This window comes from Brachybacterium timonense, from assembly GCF_900258505.1.
GTDB classification, from domain to species: Bacteria; Actinomycetota; Actinomycetes; order Actinomycetales; family Dermabacteraceae; genus Brachybacterium; species Brachybacterium timonense.
In genome coordinates this window covers 1,016,651-1,042,049 of record NZ_LT984895.1, presented here as the reverse complement: position 1 = coordinate 1,042,049, position 25,399 = coordinate 1,016,651, and the positions used below count along the sequence as shown (strand labels likewise).

At 68.8% G+C, this 25,399-nt stretch carries 24 protein-coding genes; 3 read left to right on the top strand and 21 right to left on the bottom strand.

Going from position 1 to position 25,399, the window contains the following annotated elements; genetic code table 11:
• The first annotated feature begins 111 nt into the window (after nucleotides 1-111).
• Complete coding sequence (locus C8271_RS04500; protein ID WP_245920884.1) at nucleotides 112-1,272, top strand: DUF4439 domain-containing protein; 1,161 nt, start codon at nucleotides 112-114, stop codon at nucleotides 1,270-1,272.
• A 179-nt stretch (nucleotides 1,273-1,451) separates the two neighbouring features.
• Here C8271_RS04500 and C8271_RS04495 read toward each other — a convergent pair whose 3' ends face one another.
• The 3 genes from C8271_RS04495 to C8271_RS04485 all read right to left on the bottom strand — a co-directional run bounded on the left by C8271_RS04495 (nucleotide 1,452) and on the right by C8271_RS04485 (nucleotide 4,095).
• On the bottom strand, nucleotides 1,452-3,221 hold the full coding sequence (locus C8271_RS04495; protein WP_106506289.1) for a proline--tRNA ligase: 1,770 nt from the start codon (nucleotides 3,219-3,221) through the stop codon (nucleotides 1,452-1,454).
• A gap of 167 nt (nucleotides 3,222-3,388) precedes the next feature.
• Nucleotides 3,389-3,616 carry a helix-turn-helix domain-containing protein gene (locus C8271_RS04490; RefSeq protein ID WP_106506288.1) on the bottom strand — a complete coding sequence of 76 codons (228 nt, stop codon included), beginning with the start codon at nucleotides 3,614-3,616 and terminating at the stop codon, nucleotides 3,389-3,391.
• Entirely contained in the window at nucleotides 3,616-4,095 is a 480-nt protein-coding gene (locus C8271_RS04485; RefSeq protein ID WP_106506287.1) for a DUF2975 domain-containing protein, read from the bottom strand. The genes C8271_RS04490 and C8271_RS04485 overlap by 1 nt, the downstream gene beginning before the upstream one ends.
• Before the next feature lie 867 nt (nucleotides 4,096-4,962).
• Here C8271_RS04485 and C8271_RS04480 point away from each other — a divergent pair.
• The gene (locus tag C8271_RS04480; RefSeq protein ID WP_212591323.1) at nucleotides 4,963-5,838 is read left to right on the top strand and encodes an endonuclease domain-containing protein; all 876 of its coding nucleotides are present in this window, start codon (nucleotides 4,963-4,965) and stop codon (nucleotides 5,836-5,838) included.
• Nucleotides 5,839-6,485: 647 nt separating this feature from the next.
• On the opposite strand, the gene C8271_RS04475 is transcribed toward C8271_RS04480, so the two are convergent.
• The 11 genes from C8271_RS04475 to rpsB all read right to left on the bottom strand — a co-directional run bounded on the left by C8271_RS04475 (nucleotide 6,486) and on the right by rpsB (nucleotide 17,802).
• Nucleotides 6,486-7,529, bottom strand: a complete 1,044-nt coding sequence (locus tag C8271_RS04475) for a DUF4081 domain-containing GNAT family N-acetyltransferase (RefSeq protein ID WP_106506286.1) — start codon at nucleotides 7,527-7,529, stop codon at nucleotides 6,486-6,488.
• 4 nt (nucleotides 7,530-7,533) lie between these two features.
• The gene (gene ispG / locus C8271_RS04470) at nucleotides 7,534-8,694 is read right to left on the bottom strand and encodes a flavodoxin-dependent (E)-4-hydroxy-3-methylbut-2-enyl-diphosphate synthase (protein WP_106506285.1); all 1,161 of its coding nucleotides are present in this window, start codon (nucleotides 8,692-8,694) and stop codon (nucleotides 7,534-7,536) included.
• A 249-nt stretch (nucleotides 8,695-8,943) separates the two neighbouring features.
• On the bottom strand, nucleotides 8,944-10,281 hold the full coding sequence (locus C8271_RS04465; protein WP_106507879.1) for a M50 family metallopeptidase: 1,338 nt from the start codon (nucleotides 10,279-10,281) through the stop codon (nucleotides 8,944-8,946).
• A 2-nt stretch (nucleotides 10,282-10,283) separates the two neighbouring features.
• On the bottom strand, nucleotides 10,284-11,507 hold the full coding sequence (dxr, locus tag C8271_RS04460; protein ID WP_106506284.1) for a 1-deoxy-D-xylulose-5-phosphate reductoisomerase: 1,224 nt from the start codon (nucleotides 11,505-11,507) through the stop codon (nucleotides 10,284-10,286).
• Complete coding sequence (locus C8271_RS04455) at nucleotides 11,504-12,052, bottom strand: DivIVA domain-containing protein (protein ID WP_106506283.1); 549 nt, start codon at nucleotides 12,050-12,052, stop codon at nucleotides 11,504-11,506. The genes dxr and C8271_RS04455 overlap by 4 nt, the downstream gene beginning before the upstream one ends.
• Before the next feature lie 65 nt (nucleotides 12,053-12,117).
• Nucleotides 12,118-13,455: a dual-specificity RNA methyltransferase RlmN gene (gene rlmN, locus C8271_RS04450; protein WP_106506282.1), complete on the bottom strand. Its 1,338-nt coding sequence runs from the start codon at nucleotides 13,453-13,455 to the stop codon at nucleotides 12,118-12,120.
• Nucleotides 13,452-14,339, bottom strand: coding sequence for a phosphatidate cytidylyltransferase (locus C8271_RS04445; protein WP_106506281.1), 888 nt, complete (start codon nucleotides 14,337-14,339; stop codon nucleotides 13,452-13,454). Before C8271_RS04445 ends, rlmN begins: the two co-directional genes overlap by 4 nt.
• A 38-nt stretch (nucleotides 14,340-14,377) precedes the next feature.
• Complete coding sequence (frr, locus tag C8271_RS04440; RefSeq protein ID WP_106506280.1) at nucleotides 14,378-14,944, bottom strand: ribosome recycling factor; 567 nt, start codon at nucleotides 14,942-14,944, stop codon at nucleotides 14,378-14,380.
• 81 nt (nucleotides 14,945-15,025) lie between these two features.
• Nucleotides 15,026-15,781, bottom strand: a complete 756-nt coding sequence (pyrH, locus tag C8271_RS04435) for a UMP kinase (RefSeq protein WP_106506279.1) — start codon at nucleotides 15,779-15,781, stop codon at nucleotides 15,026-15,028.
• A gap of 113 nt (nucleotides 15,782-15,894) precedes the next feature.
• On the bottom strand, nucleotides 15,895-16,719 hold the full coding sequence (gene tsf, locus C8271_RS04430) for a translation elongation factor Ts (protein ID WP_106506278.1): 825 nt from the start codon (nucleotides 16,717-16,719) through the stop codon (nucleotides 15,895-15,897).
• A gap of 120 nt (nucleotides 16,720-16,839) precedes the next feature.
• Complete coding sequence (gene rpsB, locus C8271_RS04425; RefSeq protein WP_106506277.1) at nucleotides 16,840-17,802, bottom strand: 30S ribosomal protein S2; 963 nt, start codon at nucleotides 17,800-17,802, stop codon at nucleotides 16,840-16,842.
• A gap of 464 nt (nucleotides 17,803-18,266) precedes the next feature.
• On the opposite strand from rpsB, the gene C8271_RS04420 reads away from it, so the two are divergent.
• Nucleotides 18,267-19,127, top strand: coding sequence for a peptidoglycan DD-metalloendopeptidase family protein (locus C8271_RS04420; RefSeq protein WP_106506276.1), 861 nt, complete (start codon nucleotides 18,267-18,269; stop codon nucleotides 19,125-19,127).
• Here the strand turns inward: C8271_RS04420 and C8271_RS04415 are convergent.
• The 7 genes from C8271_RS04415 to lepB form a co-directional block, all read right to left on the bottom strand.
• Nucleotides 19,075-20,193 (bottom strand): tyrosine recombinase XerC, encoded by a 1,119-nt coding sequence (locus tag C8271_RS04415; protein ID WP_106506275.1) that lies wholly within the window; start codon nucleotides 20,191-20,193, stop codon nucleotides 19,075-19,077. The genes C8271_RS04420 and C8271_RS04415 overlap by 53 nt on opposite strands.
• 35 nt (nucleotides 20,194-20,228) lie before the next feature.
• Nucleotides 20,229-21,458: a DNA-processing protein DprA gene (dprA, locus tag C8271_RS04410; protein ID WP_106506274.1), complete on the bottom strand. Its 1,230-nt coding sequence runs from the start codon at nucleotides 21,456-21,458 to the stop codon at nucleotides 20,229-20,231.
• Nucleotides 21,458-22,999, bottom strand: coding sequence for a YifB family Mg chelatase-like AAA ATPase (locus tag C8271_RS04405; RefSeq protein WP_106506273.1), 1,542 nt, complete (start codon nucleotides 22,997-22,999; stop codon nucleotides 21,458-21,460). Before C8271_RS04405 ends, dprA begins: the two co-directional genes overlap by 1 nt.
• On the bottom strand, nucleotides 22,996-23,442 hold the full coding sequence (locus C8271_RS04400) for a YraN family protein (RefSeq protein WP_106506272.1): 447 nt from the start codon (nucleotides 23,440-23,442) through the stop codon (nucleotides 22,996-22,998). Before C8271_RS04400 ends, C8271_RS04405 begins: the two co-directional genes overlap by 4 nt.
• Nucleotides 23,443-23,577: 135 nt before the next feature.
• Nucleotides 23,578-23,880: a DUF2469 domain-containing protein gene (locus C8271_RS04395; RefSeq protein WP_106506271.1), complete on the bottom strand. Its 303-nt coding sequence runs from the start codon at nucleotides 23,878-23,880 to the stop codon at nucleotides 23,578-23,580.
• Entirely contained in the window at nucleotides 23,877-24,644 is a 768-nt protein-coding gene (locus tag C8271_RS04390; RefSeq protein WP_106506270.1) for a ribonuclease HII, read from the bottom strand. The genes C8271_RS04395 and C8271_RS04390 overlap by 4 nt, the downstream gene beginning before the upstream one ends.
• Nucleotides 24,641-25,378 carry a signal peptidase I gene (lepB, locus tag C8271_RS04385; RefSeq protein WP_106506269.1) on the bottom strand — a complete coding sequence of 246 codons (738 nt, stop codon included), beginning with the start codon at nucleotides 25,376-25,378 and terminating at the stop codon, nucleotides 24,641-24,643. The genes C8271_RS04390 and lepB overlap by 4 nt, the downstream gene beginning before the upstream one ends.
• Between the last annotated feature and the right edge of the window lie 21 nt (nucleotides 25,379-25,399).

The following is a 25,399-nucleotide window of genomic DNA, read 5'->3' as shown; positions in this document are numbered from 1 at the left end:
GACGCGCGCCGACGGCGGGGCACCACCCAGGATAGTGGGCCCACACCTGGGATGAGACCCCTGCGCCGTCACGAACACAGCCTTTGCACAGAAGAGTGAGACAATCCCGACGTGCCCGCACCTACGCCCGCTTCCTGGCCCGCCGCGCCGCGGCGCCGCTCGGTGCTGCATCCCGAGGTGGGCCTGCCGGGACCAGATGCATCCCCTCGCCGCCGTGAACTGCCGCGTCGCGCAGCCCTGCACCTGACCGCTATCGGCCCTGCCGCGATCGCCTTCGGGCTGACAACGACTGGCCTGAGCGGGTGCGGACCATTACGCGTGGGCCAACCACCGACCTACACGCCGCCACCCCCCGGGATCGACGACCTCTACCGCACCGACCTGGTGACGGCACTCGCGCAGCTCGAGGCAGGGGTGCGCACACTGGTCGGCGCAGCAGCGAGCCCCGAGGTCGGGGCCGAACTCGCCCGCCTTCACGCTGCTCTCCCCGTGCAGAGACAGGCGCTGCTCACCGGTGCGGAAGCAGAGCAGGAGCAGGAGCGGGCGCTCGACACCACCCCCGGGCAGACTCCCGACCCAACACCTGGGGCACCTGCAGACGTCACCGACCTGGTGACGCAGCTGGCAGGTGTGCGGGATCTGGGGGCGCAGGCGGCACGTCAGGTCTCCGGGCTGCTGGCCCGCCCCGTCTGCGCGATCAGCGCCTATGCGGCGTGGGCGGTGACACGCCTGGTCACGGCAGTCGGGACCGGAGCCGTGCCACCGCCGCCAGCCGCCGAGGAGATCGTGCCCACGCGCGAGGTCCCGTCCCAGGACCCGCCGTCGATCGCCGCCCGGGTGGACTACGACGGCGCCCTTGAGCGGACGCAGACCGACGAGTGGTACACCGGGTACCTCCTCGAAGTCCTTGCGGCACAATCCGAGGGCGATGAGCGCAAGAGCTTGATGACCCGCAGCGAAGCCCACCGCACGCTCGCGACCCAGCTGCGGACCATCGCCACCGACGACGGCGGACCGGTGGTGGTGCGCGAAGCGGTGTACGCGCTTCCTGAGAACGCGCTTGATCCGACGGGCCGTGACAGGGTGATCGGCACGACGCTCAGCACGCTACTGGTGGACCACATTGCTCTGGCAGGCTTCGCGCCGTTCGAGCGCCGCCCCCTGCCGATCGCGGCCGCGCTCACGCTCGCCGCGCAGCTGGCTCCGCTCACCGACGCGCTCTCCGCGATGCCGTCAATGGAACCGGATCCGAACGACCTGTCCAACGACTGACGTGCCGCGCGTACGCGTGACCCGCGTCGTCCCCCGGTCCACGTCGTTCCCCGGCCCACAGCGATTCCCGGTGTGCCCGCTTTCCCGGCACGCCAGGTTTCCGGCATGAACCGCTCTGCGTCACGCGCGGCGGTGAGTCCTTCATACCCGCCGCGCGGTTCCCCCGTGCTGTGCTGTTCTCACGCGCGCACGGCGGCGAGCACAGCGTCCACGACGTCGGCGGGAGCGTGCTCGGCGATGGCGCCTGAGGCGCGATCACGCACCTCGACAACACCCTCGGCAAGACCACGACCGACCACCACCGAGGTGGGCACCCCCAGCAGCTCGGCGTCCTTGAATTTCACGCCCGGGGACACCTTCGGTCGATCGTCGTAGATCACCTCGAGCCCATGCTGTTCGAGCTCCGCGGCGATCCGCTCCGCTTCCTCGAAAGCCGCCTGATCCTTGCCGGTGGCGAGCACATGCACATCAGCAGGTGCCACCTCCCGCGGCCAGGCCAGGCCCTTCTCGTCATGGTGAAGCTCCGCAATGGCCGCCACAGCACGGGTGACGCCCACCCCGTAGGAGCCCATCGTGACCACAGCCTGTTTCCCGTTTTCGTCGAGCACAGTAAGGCCGAGCGCATCGGCGTACTTGCGGCCGAGCTGGAAGATGTGCCCCATTTCCATACCGCGGGTCAGGCGCAGCGGGCCGGAGCCGTCGGGCGCCGGGTCACCGTCGCGAATCTCCGCGGCCTCGATGTACCCGTCGGGCGTGAAGTCACGACCGGGCACGACGTCGACCGTATGCGTGTCGGGCGTGCGTGCGCCCACAACCCAGCGTGTGCCGTCGACGGCCCGCGGATCCACCAGCACCTTCACGCCGGACTCGGACTCCTCCCCGAGCCCCACCGGGCCGGTGAAGCCCTTCACGAGGGCCGGATGCTTCTCGAAATCCTCGGCGGTGAAAGGCACCGCGACGGCCGGGGCGAGCGCCGCCTCGAGCCGTTTCTCATCGGCCTGGCGGTCACCGGGGATCATCACCAGCAGCGGCTGCGAGGAGCCGTCGGGGTGATGGAGCATGTAGATCAGCGCCTTGAGGGTGTCCGCGGCAGTCCAGTCACGGCCATCCTCGCGCGGCTCCTTCTCGTTGAGGTAGTCGACGAGGGCATCGATGGTGCCGGTACCGGGCGTGATGACGTCTCGCATGGGCGGCAGTGCGGCGATCTGCTCAGCACTCAGCGGCTCGGGGGCGACGGTGGTGACGGCCTCGACGTTCGCGGCGTAGCCACCGTCGGAGACAACAAATGTGTCCTCGCCGATCGGGGTCGGGTGCAGGAACTCCTCGGAGCGAGCGCCGCCCATCGCCCCGGCGTTCGCGGCACAGATCACAGTGGGCAGGCCCAGGCGCTCAAAGGTCCGCTGGTACGCCTCACGCTGACGGGCGTAGCTCGCGTCCAGCCCGGCGTCGTCGATGTCGAAGGAGTACGCGTCCTTCATGACGAACTCTCGGGTGCGCAGCAGGCCGGCACGGGGACGCGCTTCATCGCGGAACTTGTTCTGGATCTGGTAGAGCATCGCCGGGAGGTCCTTGTACGAGTTGTACAGGTCCTTCACCAGCAGGGTGAACATCTCCTCATGGGTGGGGGCGAGGAGGTAGTCGGCCTGTTTACGGTCCTTGAGGCGGAAGATGCCGTCGCCGTAGTCCTCCCAGCGGCCGGTTGCGTCATACGGTTCACGCGGCTGCAGGGCCGAGAACAGCACCTCCTGCGCACCGATGCGCTCCTGCTCCTCACGCACGATCTGCTCGACCTTGCGCAGCACCCGCAGACCCAGCGGCAGCCACGAGTACACGCCCGGGGCGCTGCGGCGGATGTAGCCGGCGCGGACCAGCAGCTTGTGGCTGGCGACCTCTGCGTCCGCGGGATCCTCGCGCAGGGTGCGGATGAAGGAGGAGGACAGGCGCATCATCTGGGCGGGCCTTTCTCAGACGGACAACTCTGGCGGCTGCCTCGACTGGGCGGCCTGGGGTGAGTGGTCTCGGGTGGGCGACGAACAGGCCCATCGTAGTGGCCGGCTCGTCGTGGGGCGGTGCTGGCGGGGCTGCTTGCCCCGTCGGCGACAGCTCACTCGCTGTCTCACTCCTGCCCGTCCCCTGTGCGCTCCGGCTCCCACTCCAGGATGTCTCCGGGCTGACAGTCGAGCACTTCGCAGATCCGTTCCAGCGTGCTGAAGCGGATCGCCTTCGCCCGACCGTTCTTCAGCACCGCGACGTTCGCCGGCGTGATGCCGACGGCCTCGGCGAAGTCCCCGACGGCCATCTTGCGGCGGGCCAGTTCCACATCCAGTCGCACGATGATCGCCATCAGATCACCTGGTCCATCTCGCTGCGCAGCGCCGAGGCCTGCACCAGGAGCCGGCGCATGACTCGCATCAGCATGGCGAGGCCACCCCCTGTCGCCGTGCCCATCAGGAGCAGGAGAAGCCAGGCCGGCGGCCCCATCTCCTGCGTGAGCTGGTAGACGAAGGTCACCAGGCACACGAGGCCGCCCGCGAGGAAGGCGCCCGTGATGCCGTCCACCCAGGGCAGTGCTCGGGCTGTGAACACGTCATCGCGTCGAGTGAAACCGAGCAGGCGGATCGTGCATATGAGGCTCGCCTGCACCGCGAGAAGCCCCAGAATCGCGAGGGCGAGGATCGGCCAACGCATGTGCGCAACCTCGGGGAACTCTCGCGCCAACTCCCCCGAGAGCCACGGCAGCGCAACGACCTGCATGAGCAGGATGAGAACGACGGCAAGGCCCAGCAGGGCGCGCAGCGCGTCGTGCAGAAGTCGATTCATCATGCATCGATGATCGCCCAATATCTATCGTTTATCAATAGCTAACGGTGTGGTGTGCAAGGAGGAGATGTGGAGGTGTTGTGGGTCGTACGCGCGACTGCATACGCGATCTGCTCTTGCCTCACGCTGATCCCGGTGATGCGTGCGTGCGGCGGAGCGACGGGGTGTCGTTCGCGCGACCGGGCAGCGGCACGGCGGGCGCGCTAACAGCAACCCGGCAGGCGGAAACAGCCGCCGCGGGGAACGGACCGCCCGGCACGGCGGCAGGCTCGCGAGGCAACAGCAGCCCGGCACGGCGGCAAGCCCGGCTGGCAACAGTCACCACACAGCAACCGCTCACCTGGAATAGCGGCAAGCCCGACTGGCAGCAGTCACCACACAGCAACCGCTGCCCAGCACGACAGCAGGCCCAGCGCTACCGGCAACCAGGAACACCGGTCACGCGTGGCGTTATTCGTGAAGCCGCGGCAATATCGTCGCGGCTCCACGAATAGCGCCACAGCCGACGCTTGATCCGGACGTACACCGTCCTGAAGAACAGCAGTCCAGCATCACGTGGCATGTGCGACGGTGTCGCGGAGGTGATGGGCGGCGCCGCATCGACGACGCGAAGGGCCACGCCCCTCCCCGTAGTCCTCCCGCAGGCCAGCACTCAACGAATGGGCCGACGTGCAGCGTTTCCTCCCCGCAGCCCACCCGCAGGCCAGCACTCGTAGAACGGGCCGACGTCCCGCGCTCCCTCCCCGCAGTCCTCCCGCAGGCCAGCACTCAAGGAACGGGCCGACGTCCCGCGTTCCCTCCCCAGCCGCAGTCATCCCGGATTTGGGCACCTGCCCTTCCCGATGGCCGCCGATGAGCTGTGCTCATGCCATGCAGCTCCCCGGCATCATTCACCATCTCAAGACCGCGCAGATCGGCTTGGATCGCCGCGATGTGCGGCGCCTGCTCGCCTCTGGCGCCCTCCACCGCGTCGGCGACTTCCTCCACACTGCGCATGCAGACGAACGGATCCTCCCGTTCCTGGCACACGGGCTGAGACCGACCTGCACGGATGCCGCAGCTTTACACGGACTGTGGGTACCCGCGAACTACCGCCCACATGTGTTTCATCCACGCTGCAGCAGACGCAGCGACCGATTCGCCGAAGCCCGGATCGCCCCGATAGCGGCCCGCGCTGAAAGAGTCACCCCGTCTCGGCCAGTCCTGCATGCCCCGGTTCTTCTGGCGTGGCCCGATCACGACCCGGTCCCCGCGCTTCCCCTTGTGCTCAACCATGCAGCGAGGTGCCTGAGCACAACCAACGCAGCGATTCTCTTCGAATCAGCTCTGCACCAGGGGAAGCTGGGCTACGACGAGCTGTCCCGTCTCCTTGCCCAGTTGCCGTTCGATCGACGTACCGCCTTGAGCCGAGTCGATGGGCGAGCCGAATCCGGAACTGAGACCGCGGTCAGATGGTGGCTCGAATCGCAGGGTGTTCGAGTCGAGCCTCAGGTCACGATTCCCGGTGTCGGCCGAGTGGATCTGCTCGTCGGCGAGAGCTGGGTGATCGAGTGCGACTCCCGCAGTTTTCATACTGCCGATGAGCACTATCACCGCGACCGCGAACGCGACCTTGCGCTGCGCGCACTCGGATACGTGGTCACCCGCCTGACCTGGGAGCAGGTCTTCCTCCGCTGGGGCGAAACCCGACGGATGCTTCAGCATGTCATCCGCCGTCGTGACCACCGGCGACCTCGGCGCGGCTGACGGGATGTGGCGGTTGCCGCCGGGTGCTACCCGGCCCGGTCGCAGCGACGAGGTGAGGCTGACCGATATGGCGGTTGCCGCCGGGGGCTACCGCTCCTCGGTTCTCGGTTCTCGGCCAGATCCAATCTTCTGAGCCAGACCTGCTCATCTCCACCGGATCCGCTGCGCTCGACCGGATCCAATCTTCTGAGCCAGACCTGCTCATCTCCGCCAGATCCGCTCCGCTCGACCGGATCCGCTGCGCTGCGCTCGACCGGGTTCAGGCTTGCCTGCCCTCCCCCAACGGATCGCACTGCCTCCTGCGGTTATCGGGAGGCACGATCTGTTCAGCCGTGGCGGTATTCGTGGAGCCGCGGCAATATCGTCGCGGTTCCACGAATACCGCCACGGATTGACACCGCGCATCTCATGCCGAGCGCACCCGGGCGGCCCCGAGAGTGAGCCGGCAAGCGGAGTACCCGGGCAGCACCGAGAGTGAGCACGCAAGCGGGGCACCCGGGCGGCACCGAAGGTGAGCCGGCAAGCGGGGCACCCGGGTGGCACCGAGAGTGAGCCGGTACGCGGAGTGCCCACGGCAGCGAGAGTGAGCCGGTACGCGGAGCGCCTACGGGAGCGAGAGTGAGCCGCCGAGCGGGGCACCCACGCCGTTAGAACAAGATCGTGCTGAGCTCGCCAACCTGGCGGAAGCCTGCAGCGGCATATGCACGGCGCGCTGGGGCGTTGAAGTCGTTTACGTAGAGGGACACCTGCGGCGCATGGTCGCGCCGAACCTGAGTGACCAGGTCAGACATGGCCCGTCGGCCGATGCCACGGCCGCGCATGTCCGGGCGGGTCCACACGCCGTGGATCTGCGCGACCGGTCCGAAAAGGGCACCGACGTCGGCTTTGAACACCACAGCACCGTCCGTATCGGTCACCACGTAGGTGCGGCCGCCGCGCAGCAGCTCAACCACGCGGGCTCGATAAGCCCGGCCATGGTCCCCAAGAGTCGGGTCGAGACCGACCTCTTCACGAAACATGGCCACCGCCGCGGGAAACACCGCGTCGACCTCGTCGGGGTGCGCCGCGCGAAGGCCACCGCAGCGACTCGGCGTCGAGAGCCCGCGCGATGGCACCGCGTCCACCTCATCAGGGTGCGCCGCGCGAAGGCCACCGCAGCGACTCGGCGTCGAGAGCCCGCGCGATGGCACCGCGTCCACCTCATCAGGGTGCGCCGCGCGAAGGCCGACGCAGCGACTCGGTGTCGAAGGCCCGCGCGATGACACCGCGGCCCCATCTGCGCCCGTCGTCGCCTCGGGCTGCGCGAGCAGAAGCGGCTGCGACCAGCGGTATTCGCGCACCTGGCTGTCCCAGATCGGGCCCAGCACATCCCACAGTGTTTCAACCGCGGCGCGCTCTCCCACGATCGAGCTGGCGCGACGGCCACGCTCGGCAAGATGCGCGCCGAAGGCGGCGAGCGCACGTGGGCTCGCCTGCATCGCGGAGATGTTCACGCCATTCCACAGCACGCCTTCAGGCTCCGCGTCGGGGCCGAAGAAGGAGAACTCGCGACCGATGCTCAGCGCGCCCGAGAGGTCTCGCAGGCGAGCACCGCCCAGGGCATTGACGACGGGATCACGCAGGGCGAGCTCGAGGGCCGCGCCTGTGCTCGCCGGGCGCAGCGGGCGCACCCGCGGCGCTCGACGGAACATGAGGTCAGCTCACCGACACAGTTGGAGCCCCAGAGGGTTCGCCCTGAGCGTCCATCTCGGCAGCGATGCGTGTCGCCTCGGCCAGCAGAGTCTCGACGATCTCGGCTTCGGGCACGGTCTTGATGACCTCACCCTTAACGAAGATCTGCCCCTTACCGTTGCCGGAGGCGACGCCGAGATCGGCCTCGCGGGCCTCGCCCGGGCCGTTGACGACGCAGCCCATGACGGCAACACGTAGCGGCACCTCAAGGTGCTTCAGGCCCTCCGTGACCTTCTCGGCGAGCGTGTACACGTCCACCTGTGCGCGTCCGCACGAGGGGCAGGAGACGATGTCGAGCTTGCGCGGTTTGAGGTTCAGGGACTGGAGGATCTGGTTGCCCACCTTCACCTCTTCGACCGGCGGGGCGGACAGGGACACGCGGATGGTGTCGCCGATGCCCTCGCCCAGCAGGATGCCGAACGCGACAGAGCTCTTGATGGTTCCCTGGAAAGCAGGCCCCGCCTCGGTGACGCCCAGGTGGAGGGGCCAGTCACCCTTCTCGGAGAGCTGGCGATAGGCCTCGACCATGATGATCGGGTCGTTGTGCTTGACGGAGATGCCGAAGTCGTGGAAGTCATGCTCCTCGAACAGGCTCGCCTCCCACACCGCGGAGGCTACGAGCGCCTCCGGGGTGACGCGATCAGCTTTCATCATGCGCTGGTCGATGGAGCCGGCGTTCACGCCGATGCGCAGCGCAGTGCCGTGGTCCTTGGCGGCCTGGGCGATGTCCTTGACCTGGTCGTCGAAGCGGCGGATGTTGCCGGGGTTCACGCGCACGCCAGCGCAGCCGGCTTCGATCGCGGCGAAGACGTACTTCGGCTGGAAGTGGATGTCGGCGATCACGGGGATCGGCGACTTCTTCGCGATGGCGGGCAGCGCCTCCGCGTCCTCGCTGCGGGGGCAGGCCACGCGCACGATGTCGCAGCCGGCGGCGGTCAGCTCCGCGATCTGCTGGAGCGTCGCGTTCACGTCGTGGGTGGGCGTGATGGTCATCGACTGCACGGTGATCGGTGCGTCGCCGCCGACGGCGATGTCGCCGAGTTTGACCTTGCGGGTCTTCCGACGGGGCGCGAGGACCGGGGGCGGTTCCTTGATGCGGGGGATGCCGAGGCTCACTGAAGTCACCGTCCCATTATGGACGCCGAGCCCGGCTGGTCGCTGTGGGACATGGCACCTGCACCGGATCTGCACGGGCCGACGTCTGGTTCTGCTGGCCGAGCGGCATCGGAAGCCGGTGTCATCGGTGTCGGCCGTTGCCCGGCTCACCCGCCGAACAGCGCCACCGGCTTGACGCGAGCAGCGCAGGAACCGACCCGGCTCACCCGCCGAACAGCGTCACCAGCCTGACGCGGGCAGCGCAGCCACCGACCTGGATCACCCGCCGAACAGCGTCACCGGCTTGACGATGTCGGCGTACACCAGCAGCACCGTCATCACGAGCAGCAGCACCGCCACGGCGTTCGTGAGCGGCAGCAGCTTCGACATGTCCACCGGGCCTGGGTCGGGCCGTCCGCGCAGGCGGGCGAGGAACCGCCTCGCTCCTTCGACGAGGGCGCCTGCCACGTGCCCGCCATCCAGCGGCATGAGAGGCACGAGGTTGAACACGAACAGCGCCATGTTCAGCGAGGCCAGCACCGACAGCATGGTGCCGGTCTTCTGTTTCAGCTCGAAGCCGGGTTCCTCGGCGGAGGCGATCTCGCCGGCGAGGCGGCTGACCCCGACCACACCGATCGGCCCATTCGGGTCGCGCTCGCCCGGTCCGAACGCCGCCTTGGCCACGTCGATGAGCCGCATCGGCAGCGTCACGATGATCCGGGCGGTGCCGACGAAGGCATCCCACGCCATCTGCGGCACAACGGCGGGTGAAGCGGGAACAAGATCGGGCGTGCCGGCCACACCCAAGAAGCCCACCTGCTCGGTGCGGATCGTCCCATCCGCGTCGCGCACCACGTTGCCCTGGTCATCGAGCACGGGACGGGCATCGACGATCGGAGTAGCACGCAGCGTGATCTGCTTCCCGTCGCGTTCGACCACGACGGGTACCTCACGGTCACCGGCAGCACGCACCGCGGTGGTGACGTCGGCCCAGGTGCGGATGTCGTGTCCGTCGATCGAGACGAGCAGATCGTCGGGCCGGATCCCGGCGGCGAGCGCGGGCGCTTCCGGTCGGCCCTCGCAGGATGTGTCCGGCGGGGCGTCGGCCGGCACCACGCACTCGGAGACCGAGGCGACCTTCGGTGTGACTGCAGGCAGGCCGACGCCGGTGACCATGATCGCCATCAGCACGATGGAGATGAGCAGGTTCATGGTCGGGCCCCCGAGCATGACCACGAGCTTCTTGGGAACGGACAGGGCGCTGAAGGTGCGGTGCAGCTCGTCGGGCCCGTACTGGGTGGCTTCCCATTCCTTGGCGTCGTTCGACATCTGCTGCAGGAAGCCGGTGGAGTCCTCGCGGACGGTTCCCTCGGGATCCCCCTTGTGCGGCGGGAACATCCCGATCATGCGGATGTATCCGCCCAGCGGGATCGCCTTGAGGCCGTATTCGGTCTCGCCGCGGGTGCGGGAGAGGATCGTCGGCCCGAAGCCGATCATGTACTGGGTGACCCGCACCCCGAACAGTTTGGCGGGCACGAGGTGCCCGATCTCGTGCAGGGCGATCGAGATGCCCAGGCCAAGCGCGAGGATCAGCACGCCCAGGACGAACGCGAGCACCGTCACGGCTGCTCCCCCTTCGGGTCTGCTGTGGCGTCGATCAGTTCTGCTGCGGCGCGGCGTGCCCAGGTCTCGAGGTCCAGCAGAGCCTGCACGCCCTGGGTGCTGTGCACGCGCGGCCTGTCTGGTCGCCCGAGCACAGAAGCGATGACGTCGTGGATGCCGAGGAACGGCAGCCGGTCGCCGAGGAAGGCGGTGACAGCTTCCTCATTGGCGGCGTTCAGCACGGCCATGGCGCCGCCTCCTTCGCGGTGTGCGGCACGGGCGGTGCGGATCGCCGGGAAGGTGTCCTCATCCACGGGCTCGAAGGTCCAGGACTGGGCGGTGGTGAAGTCGAGGGCACGGGCGAGGCCGGGCAGTTTCTCGGGGTGGGCGAGTGCCCATCCGATGGCATGCCCCATGTCGGGCGGGCTCGCCTGGGCGATCGTGGAGCCGTCCACCAGGGTGGCCATGGAGTGGACGATCGACTGCGGGTGCACGACCACCTGCACCCGGTCCTCGGGCAGGTCGAACAGGAAGCAGGCTTCGATCACCTCGAGTGCCTTGTTCACCAGCGTCGCGGAGTTCGTGGTGATCACGGGGCCCATGGCCCAGGTGGGGTGGGCGAGCGCCTGCTGGGGATCGACCTCGGCGAGCTCGGCGCGGCTGCGGCCGCGGAACGGTCCGCCGGACGCGGTGATCACGAGGTGGTCGATCTGATCGTGCCTGACGCCCGCGAGGGCTTGCGCGATCGCCGTGTGCTCGGAGTCCACGGGAAGGATCTGGCCATCGTGCGCGGCGTCGGTCACCAGCTGGCCGCCGACGACAAGGGATTCCTTATTGGCCAGTGCCAGCCGCGCCCCGGAGGCAAGTGCTGCGAGGGTGGGCAGCAGGCCGACGGATCCGGTGATGCCGTTGAGCACCGCATCGCCGGGACCGAGGCTGCCGGCGAGTTCCACGACGGCGTCCCCTCCGGCGCTCAGCTGCGGGGCGGGGATGCCTGCGGCGCGGCATGCCTGGGTGATGGCCTGGTCCACCGTGTCCGCAGCCTGCTCATTGAAGATCGCCACCCGTTCAGGCCGGTGGTGCACGACCTGCTCAGCGACGATCTGGGGCCGTGATCCACCGGCAGCCAGGCCGTGCAGGCGGGCCAGGTTGGGGAACCGTTCGAGGACGCTGAGGGTCTGGGTACCGATGGAGCCCGTCGATCCCAGCAGCACGAGGCGACGGTCGAGGCCGACGGTCACGGCACGGAAGCCATCACGTCCGCGACGTGGTCGAGGTAGACGTCCACCACGGCCTCGCGGTAACCGTCCTCCCCCTTGCGGCGGCGGAACGCGGCGCGGCGCACATCGTCGACGCTCATCGGCAGGCCTTCGGTGAAGTAGGCGACGAGCTGGTCGCACAGGGCGTCGACGTCGCCCTTGTCGTAGGACGGCTCTCCGGCGGCGCCGGGGGCGAAGCGTTGACCGGCGGGACGCTCGAGACGCTCCTTGAGCACCTCGGCGCGTTCGGTGAGTTCAGCGATCCAGGCCTGCTCACCGTGTTCGGCGATGGCGTCGTCGCGTGCCTGCAGGGCGAAGGCATCGGAGAGGCGGTCGAGTGCTTCGTCGACCACGCGCATGTCGTAGCCGCCGCGCTCGGTGCCGAAGCTCGCGGAGGTGATGTCGGCGCCGCTGAATCCGGGGTCGCGGCCTTCGTATGCCGTGCGGGCGCGGGCGAGGAACTCGTCCACTTCCCGTGGGTTATACCCGATGCTGAAGCGGCCGACTCGCTGGAATGATGTGCTCACCTGAGGTTCCTTCCGTGACCGACGTTCACCACTGTAACGGCGGGTGCTTGCGCAGCGCTGGAGGCTCAGCGCGTGGGTTCTGCGCCGCCCGCAATCGCTTCGACGCGCGCCACCCGCGCCTCACGGTCCTCCCGGTGTCGATCGGATTCGATGACCTCAGCGGCGAGCTGCCCGCAGGCACCATCGATATCGGAGCCGCGTGTGTCGCGGATCGTCGCGGACAGGCCGTTCTCGCGCAGGATCTCGATGAACCGCTTCTCCACGCGCGGGTCGGATGCGGTCCACTTGGAGCCCTTCACCGGGTTGAGCGGGATCGGGTTGATGTGCACCCACCCGGTGCCGCCCGTGGCGATGAGCCGGTCAGCCAGCAGCTGGGCGCGATGCGCCTGATCGTTGATGTCGCGGATCAGCGCGTACTCGATGCTGACCCTTCGGCCTGTGGCCTCGAAGTATTCGTGGGCGGCCGACAGGATCTCGTCGATGTCGAACCGGGTGTTGATCGGCACGAGTTCGTCGCGCAGCTCGTCGTCGGGCGCATGCAGGGAGACGGCGAGGGTGAGCGGGATCTCCTCGGCGATCAGGCGCCGCACGGCGGGGGCGAGGCCGACGGTGGAGACGGTGATGTGGCGGGCGCCGATGCCGAAGCCCTCCGGGGAGGGTGCGTTCAGCCGACGGCACACGGTTGCGACGGCGCGGTAATTCGCGAGCGGCTCCCCCATGCCCATGAACACGATGTTGCTGACGCGGCCCGTGCCGCCGGGCACCGCGCCGGAGGCGAGCTTCTGGTTGGCGATGCGCACCTGCTCGAGGATCTCCGCGGCGGAGAGGTTGCGGGTCAGCCCCATCTGGCCGGTGGCGCAGAACGGGCAGTTCATGCCGCACCCGGCCTCCGAGGAGATGCACAGAGTGATCCTGTCGGCATACCGCATCAGCACCGACTCCACGAGGGAGCCGTCGAACAGTTTCCACAGCATCTTCTGGGTGGCGCCGTGATCGGCTGACTGCATCGAGACGAGCGTCAGCAGTGGCGGGAAGAATTTCTCGACGAGCTCGTCGCGGCGGTCCTGTGGCAGGTCGGTCATGGCCGCGGGATCGGTGGTGGAGTGATCGAAGTAGTGCACGGACAGCTGCTTGGCGCGGAAGCCGGGCAGCCGCATCTCCTGCACAGCGGCGGTGCGCTCGGCGAGGGTCAGATCTGCGAGATGCACCGGTGGCTTGCCGCGGCGAGTGGGGCGCAGCTGCAGCTGGCCGGGGGCGAGAGCGACGGCCTGCCCCGGGATCGCCTCGCGGGAGAGATCAGGATTGCCGGTGGCGCGACGAGGGGTCGCAGACGTCTCGGCCGTGGGTTCCACACCGGGCCGGGTCGTACGGCGCGATGGATCGTGCGCGGTCGGGTCGGTCATGGCAGCAGAATCTCCAGCAGGATGTAGGTGGTGGGGGCGGCCAGCAGAATCGAGTCGATGCGGTCGAGCATGCCGCCGTGACCGGGCAGCAGGTGCCCCATGTCTTTCAGGCCCAGGTCGCGCTTGAGCAGGGATTCGGCCAGGTCACCACATGTGGAGACCACAACGAGCACCACGCCCAGCACGACACCCACCCACCAGGGCTCGTCCAGGGCGATCACCATGAGAGCGGTCGCGGCAGCGGTGCCGGCCACGAGTGAGCCGATGAAGCCTTCCCAGCTCTTCTTCGGGCTGATGCTCGGAGCCATGGGGTGGGATCCGAACAGCACGCCGGTGGTGTAGCCGCCGACGTCGTTCGCCACCGGCACCATGACCGCGAGGAGCACCAGCATCTGGCCGTGTTCGTGCTGCAGCAGCAGCAAGGTGAAGCAGCCCAGGAACGGCACCCAGGCGATGGTGAACACGCCCGCGGCGACATCACGCAGGGCTGTAAGGCCCAGGGATTCGCTCACGCGCCACAGGATCACCACGCAGACGGCGACGGCTGTGGCCGTCACCAGTCCGAGCGTGGAGTACACGACGGTGGAGATCACCATCCCGATCACGCCGATGAGCACCGGCGTGGCCGGCACCCGCAGGCCACCGCGGCCGAGTGCACGGGTCAGCTCCAGCACGCCCGCGACCAGCACGAGCACGACCACGACGGGGAAGACCCGGGGCAGCCAGAACAGTGAGCCGAGCAGAATCGCCCCGAGGGCGAGCCCCACGCCGGTGGCCGCCGGGAGGTTGCGTCCGGGGCCGCGATGCCGGGCTGGTGCGGGCTCGCCCTTCGCCGCCCCGACGGCTGCGGTCGGGGCGGCGGTGGCGGTGGCGGGGCTAGTCACCCGGTGCCGGGTCTCGGGGAAGCGGAGTGGCTGCGAGGTCAGACCGTCGCGAGCTCCGTTTCCTTGGCCTCGAGCGCGGCATCAACCAGTTCGATGTGCTTCTTCGTGGTTGCCTCGAGGTCCTTTTCGGCGCGTGTGCCCTCGTCCTCGCCGATCTCCTTGTCCTTGACCAGCTTCTCGATGGCCTTCTTGGCGTGAGCGCGGCTGCCGCGCACGGCGATACGACCGTCCTCTGCCTTGGTGCGGGCCAGCTTGATGTAGTCCTTGCGGCGTTCCTCGGTGAGGGCGGGCAGGACGACACGCAGGTTGTCACCGTTGTTGGTGGGGTTCACGCCCAGGTCAGAATCACGCAGGGCGGTCTCGACGTCGGCCATCGCGGTCTTGTCGTACGGGGTGACGATGACGGTGCGGGCCTCGGGGAACTGCAGGGAGGCGATCTGGTTCAGCGGCGTCGGGGTGCCGTAGTACTCGACCGTGATGCCCTGGAACATGGCGGCGCTGGCGCGGCCGGTGCGGATGGAGGAGAACTCCTCCTTGGTCACCTCGATGGACTTTGCCATCTTGGCTTCGGCTTCTTTGAGGATGCTGGGGATGTCGTCGCTCACGGGGTGTCTCCTCGTTCAATCGTGGGTGTGCGGGTCATTCTCCCGCACTGCGGTCCGGTGCAGGGCGGAACGGTGTGCGGATCAGTCGCGGGTGACGATCGTGCCGATGCGGTCGCCGTGGATGGCGCGGGTGATCGATCCAGGTTCGTCCAGGCCGAACACCATCATCGGCTGGCCGTTGTCCATGCAGAGGCTGAACGCGGTCGCGTCGACCACCTTGAGCCCCTTCTGCAGGGCCTCCTGGTAGGTGATGTGCCCGAGCTTTTCGGCTGCGGGGTCCTTGCGCGGGTCTGCGGTGTAGACGCCGTCGACGCCGTTCTTCGCCATGAGCACTTCATGGCAGCCGATCTCGAGGGCGCGCTGCACAGCGACGGTGTCGGTGGAGAAGTAGGGCATGCCGGCGCCGGCGCCGAAGATCACCACGCGGCCTTTCTCCAGATGCCGCACGGCGCGCAGCGGCAGGTACGGCTCAGCCACCTGTCCCATGGCGATAGCGGTCTGTACGCGCGTGGAGACAGAGCGCTGCTCGAGGAAGTCCTGCAGTGCGAGGCAGTTCATGACGGTGCCGAGCATGCCCATGTAGTCGGCACGTCGACGATCCATGCCGCGCTGCGAGAGTTCGGCGCCGCGGAAGAAGTTGCCGCCGCCCACGACGATCGCGCACTCGACGCCGGCGGAGATGCCCTCGGCGATCTCGCCGGCGATCCGCGAGACGACGTCGGGGTCGACGCCGACGGCTCCGCCGCCGAAGGCCTCGCCCGACAGCTTGAGCAGTACGCGTCGGCCGTTCTCCCGCTTGGGCAGCACCGGGATGGGGGACGTGATGGTCTGGGTCATGACGGTCCTTCCGACGCTCGCGTGGTCCTGGCTGATGATACCGGCGCGGCCCCGCACCCTGTGGTGCGGGGCCGCGGGCCCGTGGTGGTGGTCACGGGCGCTCCGGGGTCGGATCAGTTGCCGACGCGGAAGCGGACGAAACCGGTGACGGTGCCGCCCGCGTCAGCGACCAGCTGGCCGACGGTGACCTTCGGGTCCTTCGCGAAGGGCTGGTCCAGCAGGCAGTTCTCCTTGAAGAAGCCGTTCAGGCGGCCCTCGACGATCTTCGGCAGGGCCTTCTCGGGCTTGCCTTCGTTCTTCGCGGTCTCCTCGGCGATGCGGCGCTCGTTCTCGACGATGTCGGCGGGGACCTCATCGCGATTGAGGTAGGTCGGGGAGAAGGCGGCGATGTGCATCGCCACGTCCTTCGCGACCTCGGCGCCCGCCTTGTCGCTGGCCACCAGCACGCCGACCTGCGGGGGCAGGTCCTTGTTGGTGCGGTGCATGTAGCTGGAGACGACCTCGCCGGAGACGCGGCCGATGCGGCGCACCAGGATCTTCTCGCCCATGGTCGCGCCGGCGTTGGTGAGCGCCTCGCCGAAGGGGGTGTCGGCCAGCTCGGCCGGCTCGGAGGCACCGGACTCGACGGCGGCCGCGACGGCCTCATCGCCCAGGGCCACGAACTTGTCGTTCTTGGCCACGAAGTCGGTCTCGGAGTTGAGCTCGACCAGGGTGCCGGTCTGGCCCTGTTCGCTGTCGCGCACGTCGACGGCGATGAGGCCTTCGGAGGCGGTGCGGCCCTCGCGCTTGGCGATGCCCTTCAGGCCCTTCACGCGAATCAGCTCGATGGCCTTGGCCTTGTCGCCGTCGGCCTCGTCGAGCGCCTTCTTGACGTCGAGCATGCCGGCGCCGGTGGACTCGCGGATCTCCTTGATGTCAGCAGCGGTGTAGTTCGCCATGTGCGTTTGTCCCCTTGGTCCTTATGGTCCTGTTGATCCTGTTGTCGCGGATGCGAAAGCCGAGCGGAGCGCCCGGGTGGGGCGTCCGGAAGCGAGGTTATCGCTCCCGGACGCTCCAGGTCACTCGGCGGAGTCGGCCTTCGTGTCAGCCTGCGCCTCTGCCTCGGGCTTGGTCGTCGCCTCGGCCGCCGGCTCGTCGGCAGCGGGCTGCTCGGCCTTCTTCTCGGCATCGCCGGACTTCTCGGCATCGCCGGACTTCTCGGCCGCGACGGACTCCTCGGCGGGGGCGTTCTGCTGCTGAACCTCGGACTGCTTGAGCAGCTCCTGCTCCCACTCCGCCAGCGGCTCGGCGTCCACAGCGGAGACGTTCTTCTCGCCGCCGGTGGACTTCTCGTGGCGGGCCTGCAGGCCAGCGGCCACGGCGTCGGCGATCACGCGGGTCAGCAGGGTGACCGAACGGATCGCGTCATCGTTGCCCGGGATGGGGTATGCAACCTCGTCAGGATCGCAGTTGGTGTCCAGGATCGCGACGACCGGGATGTTGAGCTTCTGCGCCTCGTCGACGGCCAGGTGCTCCTTGTTGGTGTCGACCACCCACACGGCGCTCGGGGCCTTGCCCATGTCGCGGATGCCGCCGAGGGTCTTCTCGAGCTTCTCCTTCTCGCGGCGCATCATGAGCAGTTCCTTCTTCGTGCGACCGGAGCCGGCCACGTCGTCGAAGTCGATCTGCTCGAGCTCCTTGAGGCGGTCCACGCGCGCGGAGACGGTCTGCAGGTTGGTCAGCATGCCGCCGAGCCAGCGCTGGTTCACGTAGGGCATGCCCACGCGGGTGGCCTGCTCCTGAATGGACTCCTGCGCCTGCTTCTTGGTGCCGACGAACAGGATGGTGCCGCCGTGGGCGACGGTCTGCTTGACGAAGTCGAAGGCCTTGTCGATGTACGACAGGGTCTGCATGAGGTCGACGATGTAGATGCCGTTGCGCTCGGTGAAGATGAAGCGGCGCATCTTGGGGTTCCAGCGACGGGTCTGGTGCCCGAAGTGGACGCCGCTCTCCAGGAGCTGGCGCATGGTGACGACTGCCATCTGGTGTCCTCTTTCCACGGCCCTGGGCTCGCGCGGCGCACCCCTGGTCGGGGCGTCCGCGGTCCTCGCGCAGGACCTGCTTTCTCGGTTGTTCCCCGCCACCGGTCGGTGCGGGCCTGGTGCCCGGGTTGCAGACCGCCTGGGTGGTGCGTCTCCGATGGTGTTCGGAGCGCCGACGCAGGACCGATGATCTGCGGGCCCTGGTGGGCACGCGAAGTCATCCGGGCATGCCGGATGCTGTGGGCAGTCTAGCTGACAGCGCGGGCTGCGGTGTGTTGGCGTGCATCACGTTGGGGCATGCCCGGGTGGGCCATCGCGTCTGGAGGCGGTTCTGTGCATCGGACGTGACACACGGGCGTGCCGCGCTGGGCTGGCGCGCCCGCCCCGCGTCCTCCCCATCGTGGGTTGTCCACGGCTGTGATGGTGCGCTGGTGCGGTGCGCAGTCTCCGCGCACGGTGGAGCTATGACTGCTCTGGGCCAGAACTCCGCTCGACCGCCACGGCGCACGAGCCTCGGAATCCGTGTGCTGCTCGTGACGGTACTTGCCGTGCTCACGCTGCTCGCGGTGCCGACTCCCTCCTCGGTGGGGGCACCGGATGCGCGCTGGCAGTGGCCGCTCCCTCCCCCGCATCCGGTGGTGCGTGTCTTCGAGGCGCCGGCGCATCAGTACGGGCCGGGGCACCGAGGTATTGACATCGCCGCCGCCGACGGCGCTGCTGTCCAGGCTGTTGAGGATGGAACAGTGCACTTTGCCGGCGAGGTCGCGGGCCGGCCAGTGGTGTCGGTGATGCATGCGGATGGTCTGCTCTCGACGTATGAGCCGGTCATCGCGGTGGTGGCGGCGGGCGACGCTGTGGCTGCCGGCGACGTCATAGGGAATCTTGGGGTGGCTGCGCATGGCGGCCCGCACTGTGATGCAGGGCCGTGCCTGCATTTGGGGGCGCGTCGGGGGACGCACTACACCGATCCGCTGCTGCTGCTCGGCGAGCTGGGCCCCAGTGTGCTGTTGCCGGATGAGGGCGCCTCCGCCCCCGGCATGTCTGCGGCGCCCGTTACGTCTGCCTCGTCTGATACGCCGGGATTGTCCGCGGCGCCGACGGATTCCGGGGTGCCCGCGGGGCACGCTGAGCCGCCTCCCCCGCAGGGTGGGAAGGTTCCACGGCATGGCGAGAAGCCGCCGACAAGCCGCTCAGGCCAGTCTCCGACGAGCCGTGCAGGCCAACCTCCAGCGCATCGGGCCGGGCCGCGGCGTGCGGAACGGCCGCGGGTGATCAGGCCCGTGGGTGTGCCTGCTCCACGGTTCGGCGCAGGCGTTCTGCGCTGACGTGCGTATAGATCTGCGTGGTGGCGAGGGAGGAGTGACCCAGGAAGTCCTGGACGCTGCGCAGGTCTGCGCCACCGTCGATCAGATGCGTCGCGGCGGTATGGCGCAAGGTGTGGGGGCTGAGGTGCGCGGGGATGCCTGCTTCCCGAGCGTGGCGATCCAGCAGGGTGCGCACTGCGCGGTCGCCGAGGCGTCCGCCACGTACACCCAGGAACAGCGCGGTCCCCGCACGCCCCCTTCCCTGCTTGTGCAGGAGGTCTCGTCCCTTCGCGATCCAGGCGTCGATCGCGTCGAGGGCGGGCAGGCCGACGGGCACGATCCGTTCCTTGTCGCCCTTGCCATGCACGCGCACGGTGCGTTCAGCACGGTCGATACTGTTCAGATCGAGTGCCACGAGTTCGCTGACGCGCAGGCCCGAGGAGTACAGCAGTTCGAGCACGGCAGCATCGCGCAGGGCGACCGCCTCTGTGACCGGGTCGCTGGGGCCTCCATCACCGCCCTGCGCTGTTGTGCCGCTGCTGGCGTCGGTTGACGTCCGGTCACGCCGCGCAGCGGAGGGGTCCGCATCCGGGCGTCGGTCCTGCTGTGTCGGACCGCCTATGCGGGCGGCACTCAGGAGATCGACGGCTTGGCCGGTGGAGAGCACGGTAGGCAGGTGGCGGCCGCGCCGCGGAGCCCGCAGGCGTGCGCCGACATCGTGCGGGATGCGTCCGGTGGAGGCGAGCCATCGGGTCAGGGTGCGTGCAGCGGCGGCGGAGCGGGCAAGAGTGCTCGCGGCCGCGCCGGTCTCCGCGCGTGCGGCGAGCCAGGAGCGCAGCGCCACGACGTCGAGTTCGCTCATCTCGATCCGCTCGACGTCGTGGCAGTGGCGCAGCAACGTGTCGGCCTCGCGGCGATACGCGGTGATGGTGTGCTCGCTTCGGCTGCGCTCCCACCGCAGGTGGCTGACGAAGGCATCGAGGATGGCGTCGCGCCCCTGCTCGGACGCAATCGATTCGGTGCCGCCCGCCGCGTGGCGAGTGGCGTCACCACTGCCCGCGTGCTGCGGGCTCTCTTCCTCAGCCATGCGGTCATTGTCGCAGTCCCCGGGAGCTCAACCGATCAGCGCGTGCGTCGGGCCCGCCCCTGTGACACCTCCACCATGCCCAGCAGGTGGAGTCTGCCCAGCGCTGACTGCACGTCGGCGGCGCTCGCACCGATATCGAGGGCGAGCTCGTCGATACTGCGGCGGGATCGCGGTGGTACGGCATCCAGCACCCGTCGGTCAGCGGGCTCGAGCAGGTCCAGCTCGTCCTGGACCTTGCCATCGGCCACGGGGGTCCCGCCAGGGAGGAGCTCGAGCGCCTGATCCGCATCGGTGATCAGAACGGCGCCCCGCTCTCGGATCAGCCGGTGGCAGCCAGCGCTCGCAGCGGACGTGACCGGTCCTGGCACCGCGCCGACCGGGCGGGACAGATCATCTGCCCACCGTGCGGTGGACAGTGCACCCGAACGGTGCGCGGCCTCGACCACCACGGCGGCACCGGCAAGGGCAGCGATCAGCCGGTTGCGGGCAAGGAACCGCCATCGTGTGGGCGCGGTGCCCGGCGGCGATTCGGAGATCACCACAGACTCCTGGGTGAGACGTTCGAGCAGCCGTGCATTGCCGGTGGGGTACAGCCGGTCCAGACCGCAGGCGAGCACGGCAGCGGTGCGCCCCTGCCCGTTCGCAAGCGCACCGCGATGCGCAGCGGAATCAATCCCGTAGGCACCGCCGGAGATCACCGCGTGTCCGCGGGCCGCGACCCCTGCGCTGAGGGATGCGGCGATGTCCTCGCCCGCGGTGGTCGAGGCACGTGACCCGACCACGGCGAGCGCAGGGCGCTGGAGCAGGGATCGCAGATCGTCAGCGTGACCGCCCCGCAGATACAGGCACGGTGGCGTGCCGGGGCCGAGGTCGTGCAGCGTGCCGGGCCAGTCCGGATCCGCTGGCACAATCACGCGGATCCGGTGCTCCTCCAACTGCGACAGCACAGTGCCGATATGCAGGCTCTCCAGGCGACGACGCCACCGCTCGAGCGCCCGTTGCGCCCTGTCCATCGGCTGCTCACCGGACGGGTCACTCGGCTCGGCGGGTAGCCGCTCCCCCAGATGCTCGAGAAGGTCCCGTGCACTGCCATCCTGGGCGAGGTCGAGCGCCACCTCGGGGCCGAGCACCGCCCGCGCGAGCTGCGCCACGGGATCGGTGGGTTCGGCGATGAGGCTCCAGTGCAGGCGGGCGAGTCGCTGCGGTCGCGGCGCGCTCTCTGAGCATGCGGGTTGCGCCGTGGAGCTGTGGGAAACAGTGGCCATCAGAGGTCTCCTCCTCGCAGGGCCAGGGCGCGTCCGATGTGGCTGGCGTCGGGGTGATCGGTGCCGTCGAGATCTGCGAGCGTCCAGGCGGTGCGCAGCACGCGGTCATGTCCGCGCAGCGTCAGGCGGCCGGTGGCGATCGCATGCTCGAGCAGTCGACGGTCGTGCGGCCGCGGTGCGAGCTCGCCCCGCAGCAACGGTGCGGGGATATGGGCATTCGTCGTGAAGGAGCGTCCTGCATAGCGCTCAGCCTGGCGTGCGCGCGCGGCCCGCACGCGCTCGGCGATGAGTGCGCTCGGCTCGCTGTCCTCGGGGTCTGCAGAACGCAGGTCGACGGGCCCCACCGTGATGCGCATGTCGATGCGGTCGAGAATCGGACCAGAGAGGCGCGCCATGTACCGGCGACGCTGAAGCGGGGTGCAGGTGCATCGCTCGCCGGTGCCCCAGGCGTGGCCGCAGGGGCACGGGTTCGCTGCCATGACCAGCTGGAACCGGGCGGGGTAACGGACCGCACCGCGGATACGGTGCAGCGTCACATCGCCGGTCTCCAGGGGCTCGCGCAGCGCATCGAGCACACCGGGGGCGAACTCGGGAGCTTCGTCGAGGAACAGCACGCCGGCATGGGCGCGGGAGATCGCCCCGGGCCGAGCCGTGCCCGCTCCGCCGCCCACGATCGCGGCGGTTGAGGCGGTGTGGTGGGGCCGTTCGAATGGTGGAGTGCGGATCAGACCGTCGTCGGCGCGGAAGCGACCGGTGAGCGACGCGATAGCGGAGACCTCGAGCGCCTCGTGCTCGTTCAGTGGCGGCAGGATCGTGGGCAGGCGGGAGGCGATGAGGGATTTTCCTGCTCCGGGCGGGCCGGTCATGAGCAGGTGGTGGCCCCCAGCGGCGGCGATCTCCGCGGCGTGTCGGGCATCGCGCTGCCCGAGCACGTCGGCGAAATCAATCCGCTCAGCTGGAGGTGAGTGCTCCGGCTCGTTGCCCGGTGGAGGGATCATCGGCTGCATTGCGTCATGCGGTAGTGAGACATCGGCGCCCCACTGCACGAGCACCTCGGCGAGGTTCGCCGCGCCCATCACGTCGATGCCATCGACCAGCCGGGCCTCGTCCATGTTCTCGATCGGGACCACAGCACGGTCCACGCCATGCTCGCGTGCGGCTACGAGGGCGGGCAGAACGCCGGGGATGGGCCGGAGCCTGCCGTCGAGCCCCAGTTCCCCCAGGTGGAGCACGGTGGCGGGCCCGTCCGGGGCGATGCCGCCCTGAGCGGCGAGCACAGCAACGGCAATGGGCAGGTCGAAGCCGGTTCCGTGCTTGTGTCGCCACGCTGGCTGGAGGTTCACGGTGATGCGTCGCTGCACGAGGCTCATGCCGAGTCCGGCGGCTGCGGAGCGCACGCGATCGCGAGACTGCAGGGTCGAGGAGTCCGGCAGGCCGACGACGGTGAATGCGGGCAGTCCCGCGGTGACGTCGGCCTCGACCTCGACCATCGTGCCTTCGAGGCCGCTGAGGGAGATCGCAAGTGTGCGGGCGTGGGTCATGCGCCGACTCCTTGAAGATGCTCCAGCTGCAGTGTGCCGTCGGCGTGAGCGAGCACCGCCACCACGTCGATGCGCACGTCCCGGTGAGGCGGTGAGTGTTCAGCGAGGTACAAACCGGTCAGTTTCCGCAGACGCCGCAGCTTCTGTGCTGTGACGGCGGCCTGCGGAACACCGGTGATGAGGGTGCGACGCGTCTTCACTTCGATGATGACGAGCGTGTCGCCATCGAGGGCGACCAGATCGATCTCGCCACGTCGCAGACGGACGTTGCGGTCGATCACCCGGATGCCGCGGCCGCGCAGATAGCGGGCAGCAATGTCCTCCCCGAGACGGCCGAGCGCAGCAGTGGAGAGGGAGCGGATATCGGTGCCGGCCTCAGCGAGGATGCCGCGCGCATCGATGCAGACCGCGGGCTGCTCGAGAGATGCTGTGGTGGTGTCCATGCCCACCACCCTGGCGGTCCGCGTCGTCTCAGCGGCAGCAACAACACAATCTGTGCACGACCCTCACTGGGGAGGAAGGGCACCGCGCTGGACCCCACCAAGGAGCCCCGCCACCCAGGCCAGTGGGGCCTGACCTCAGGGCAGTGAGATATCGGGCTTGTTCAGCTCCTCGATGTTCACATCTTTGAACGTGACCACACGCACCGAGCGCACGAACCGGTTCGCACGGTAGATGTCCCACACCCACACGTCGGCGAGGTTCAGCTCGTAGAACACCTCACCACCAGCGGCACGAGGCTGAAGGTCCACCTGGTTGGCGAGGTAGAAGCGACGGTCGGTCTCCACCACGTAGGTGAACAGGCCCACCACGTCGCGGTACTCGCGAAAGAGCTGCAGCTCCAAGTCAGACTCGTAGTTCTCGAGGTCCTGCGTGCTCACCGGGGCTCCTTGTGCGACTCGGGCGGCCAGGGGCCCTCCCACAGTACGCCAGTGGCGGCAGCGGATGATTGGGTGTTGCCGCCGGTGCGCCCGCCACCGAGATTCCAGCTACGGCGGTGCTGCGGATGCACGCCGAAGCGCGCGATGGCTTCCCGGTGAGCAGCGGAGCCGTACCCTTTGTTGGCTGCCCACGCGTACTCGGGCGCCTGCTCGTGCAGTGCCGTCATCACGCCATCGCGGTGCACCTTGGCGAGCACACTCGCGGCAGCCACGCTCGCGCAGTCACGGTCCGCCTTCACCCGTGTGATCACCCGCGGCGCGGCGGGCCGGTCAGCGAGCGCAGCACTCAGCACGTCGGCGCTGCCGTCCAGCAGCACGGCGTCGACCACCAGGCCGAGACCATCCAGTGCACGGACCGCCGCCCGGGTAAGGGCATCCACGATGCCCACCTGATCAATCTCCTCCGGCTCGGCGGCACCGACGGCGGTGGCGAGCGCGGCAGCTCGGATCGGCGCAATCAGTGCCTCGCGCCGACGGGGCGTGAGCAGTTTGGAGTCGCGCACCCCGTCCGGCAGGGTTGTCTCGTGCCTGTCACCGGCGCCCAGCTGAACAGCGCAGGCGCCCATCACGACGGGCCCGGCGAGTGCGCCGCGCCCGACTTCGTCGAGTCCCACGATGATTCGGGGTCCCGCACCGAGGCGGGCAGCAATGTCACGCTCGACGTCCAACGTGGGGGCGAGGCGACGGGGGCTGGGCGATGTCACGGGTGGTCGGGCACGTCGGCGAAGGCCTCGTGGCTACCGCCGAGGCCCTGCCAGCGATTGGCGGGCCAGAACACGGCCACGGCCTTACCGGTGACGTTGTCGATGGGCACGAACGCTTCCTGGCCCTGTGCCTCGTGGTAGGCGGAGTCGGCAGAGGCGAAGCGGTTGTCGCCCATGACCCAGAGTTTGCCCTTGGGCACGGTGACGTCGAAGGCGACCTGGCAGGCGGGGGTGTCGGGATTGATATACGGCTCGTCGACCGGCACACCGTTGACTTCGAGCTGCGCACCTTCCTCCGCGCACACCACGTGGTCACCGGGCAGACCGATAAGGCGTTTGACCAGGTGGTCCTGGGAGGGGTCCGGCACGATGCCCACCGTGGAGAGCACCATCATTACACGCACCCGCAGCGAGGGATTATCGGTGGCAGAGCCCGGGATCCAGTCAGCGGGGTCTTCGAACACGATGATGTCGCCGCGCTTCAGGTCGATCACACCGGGGCTGAGCTTGGAGACGACGATCTTGTCGTCCTGCAGCAGGGTGGGGTTCATGGAGGCCGACGGGATGTAGAACGGCTGCACCAGGAAGGTTTTGATCAGCACGGCGACGATGATCGCCACGACCATGGTCACCACGGTGTCGAGCCAGATGGGCATCTGCCGCTTGCCGCGGTGCGCCCTTCGTCCACCTGCACGCCTCTCAGGGCGCGGTGCGGTCTCCGTCTGCTCGTTCATCGCGGGAATCCTATCCCCGAG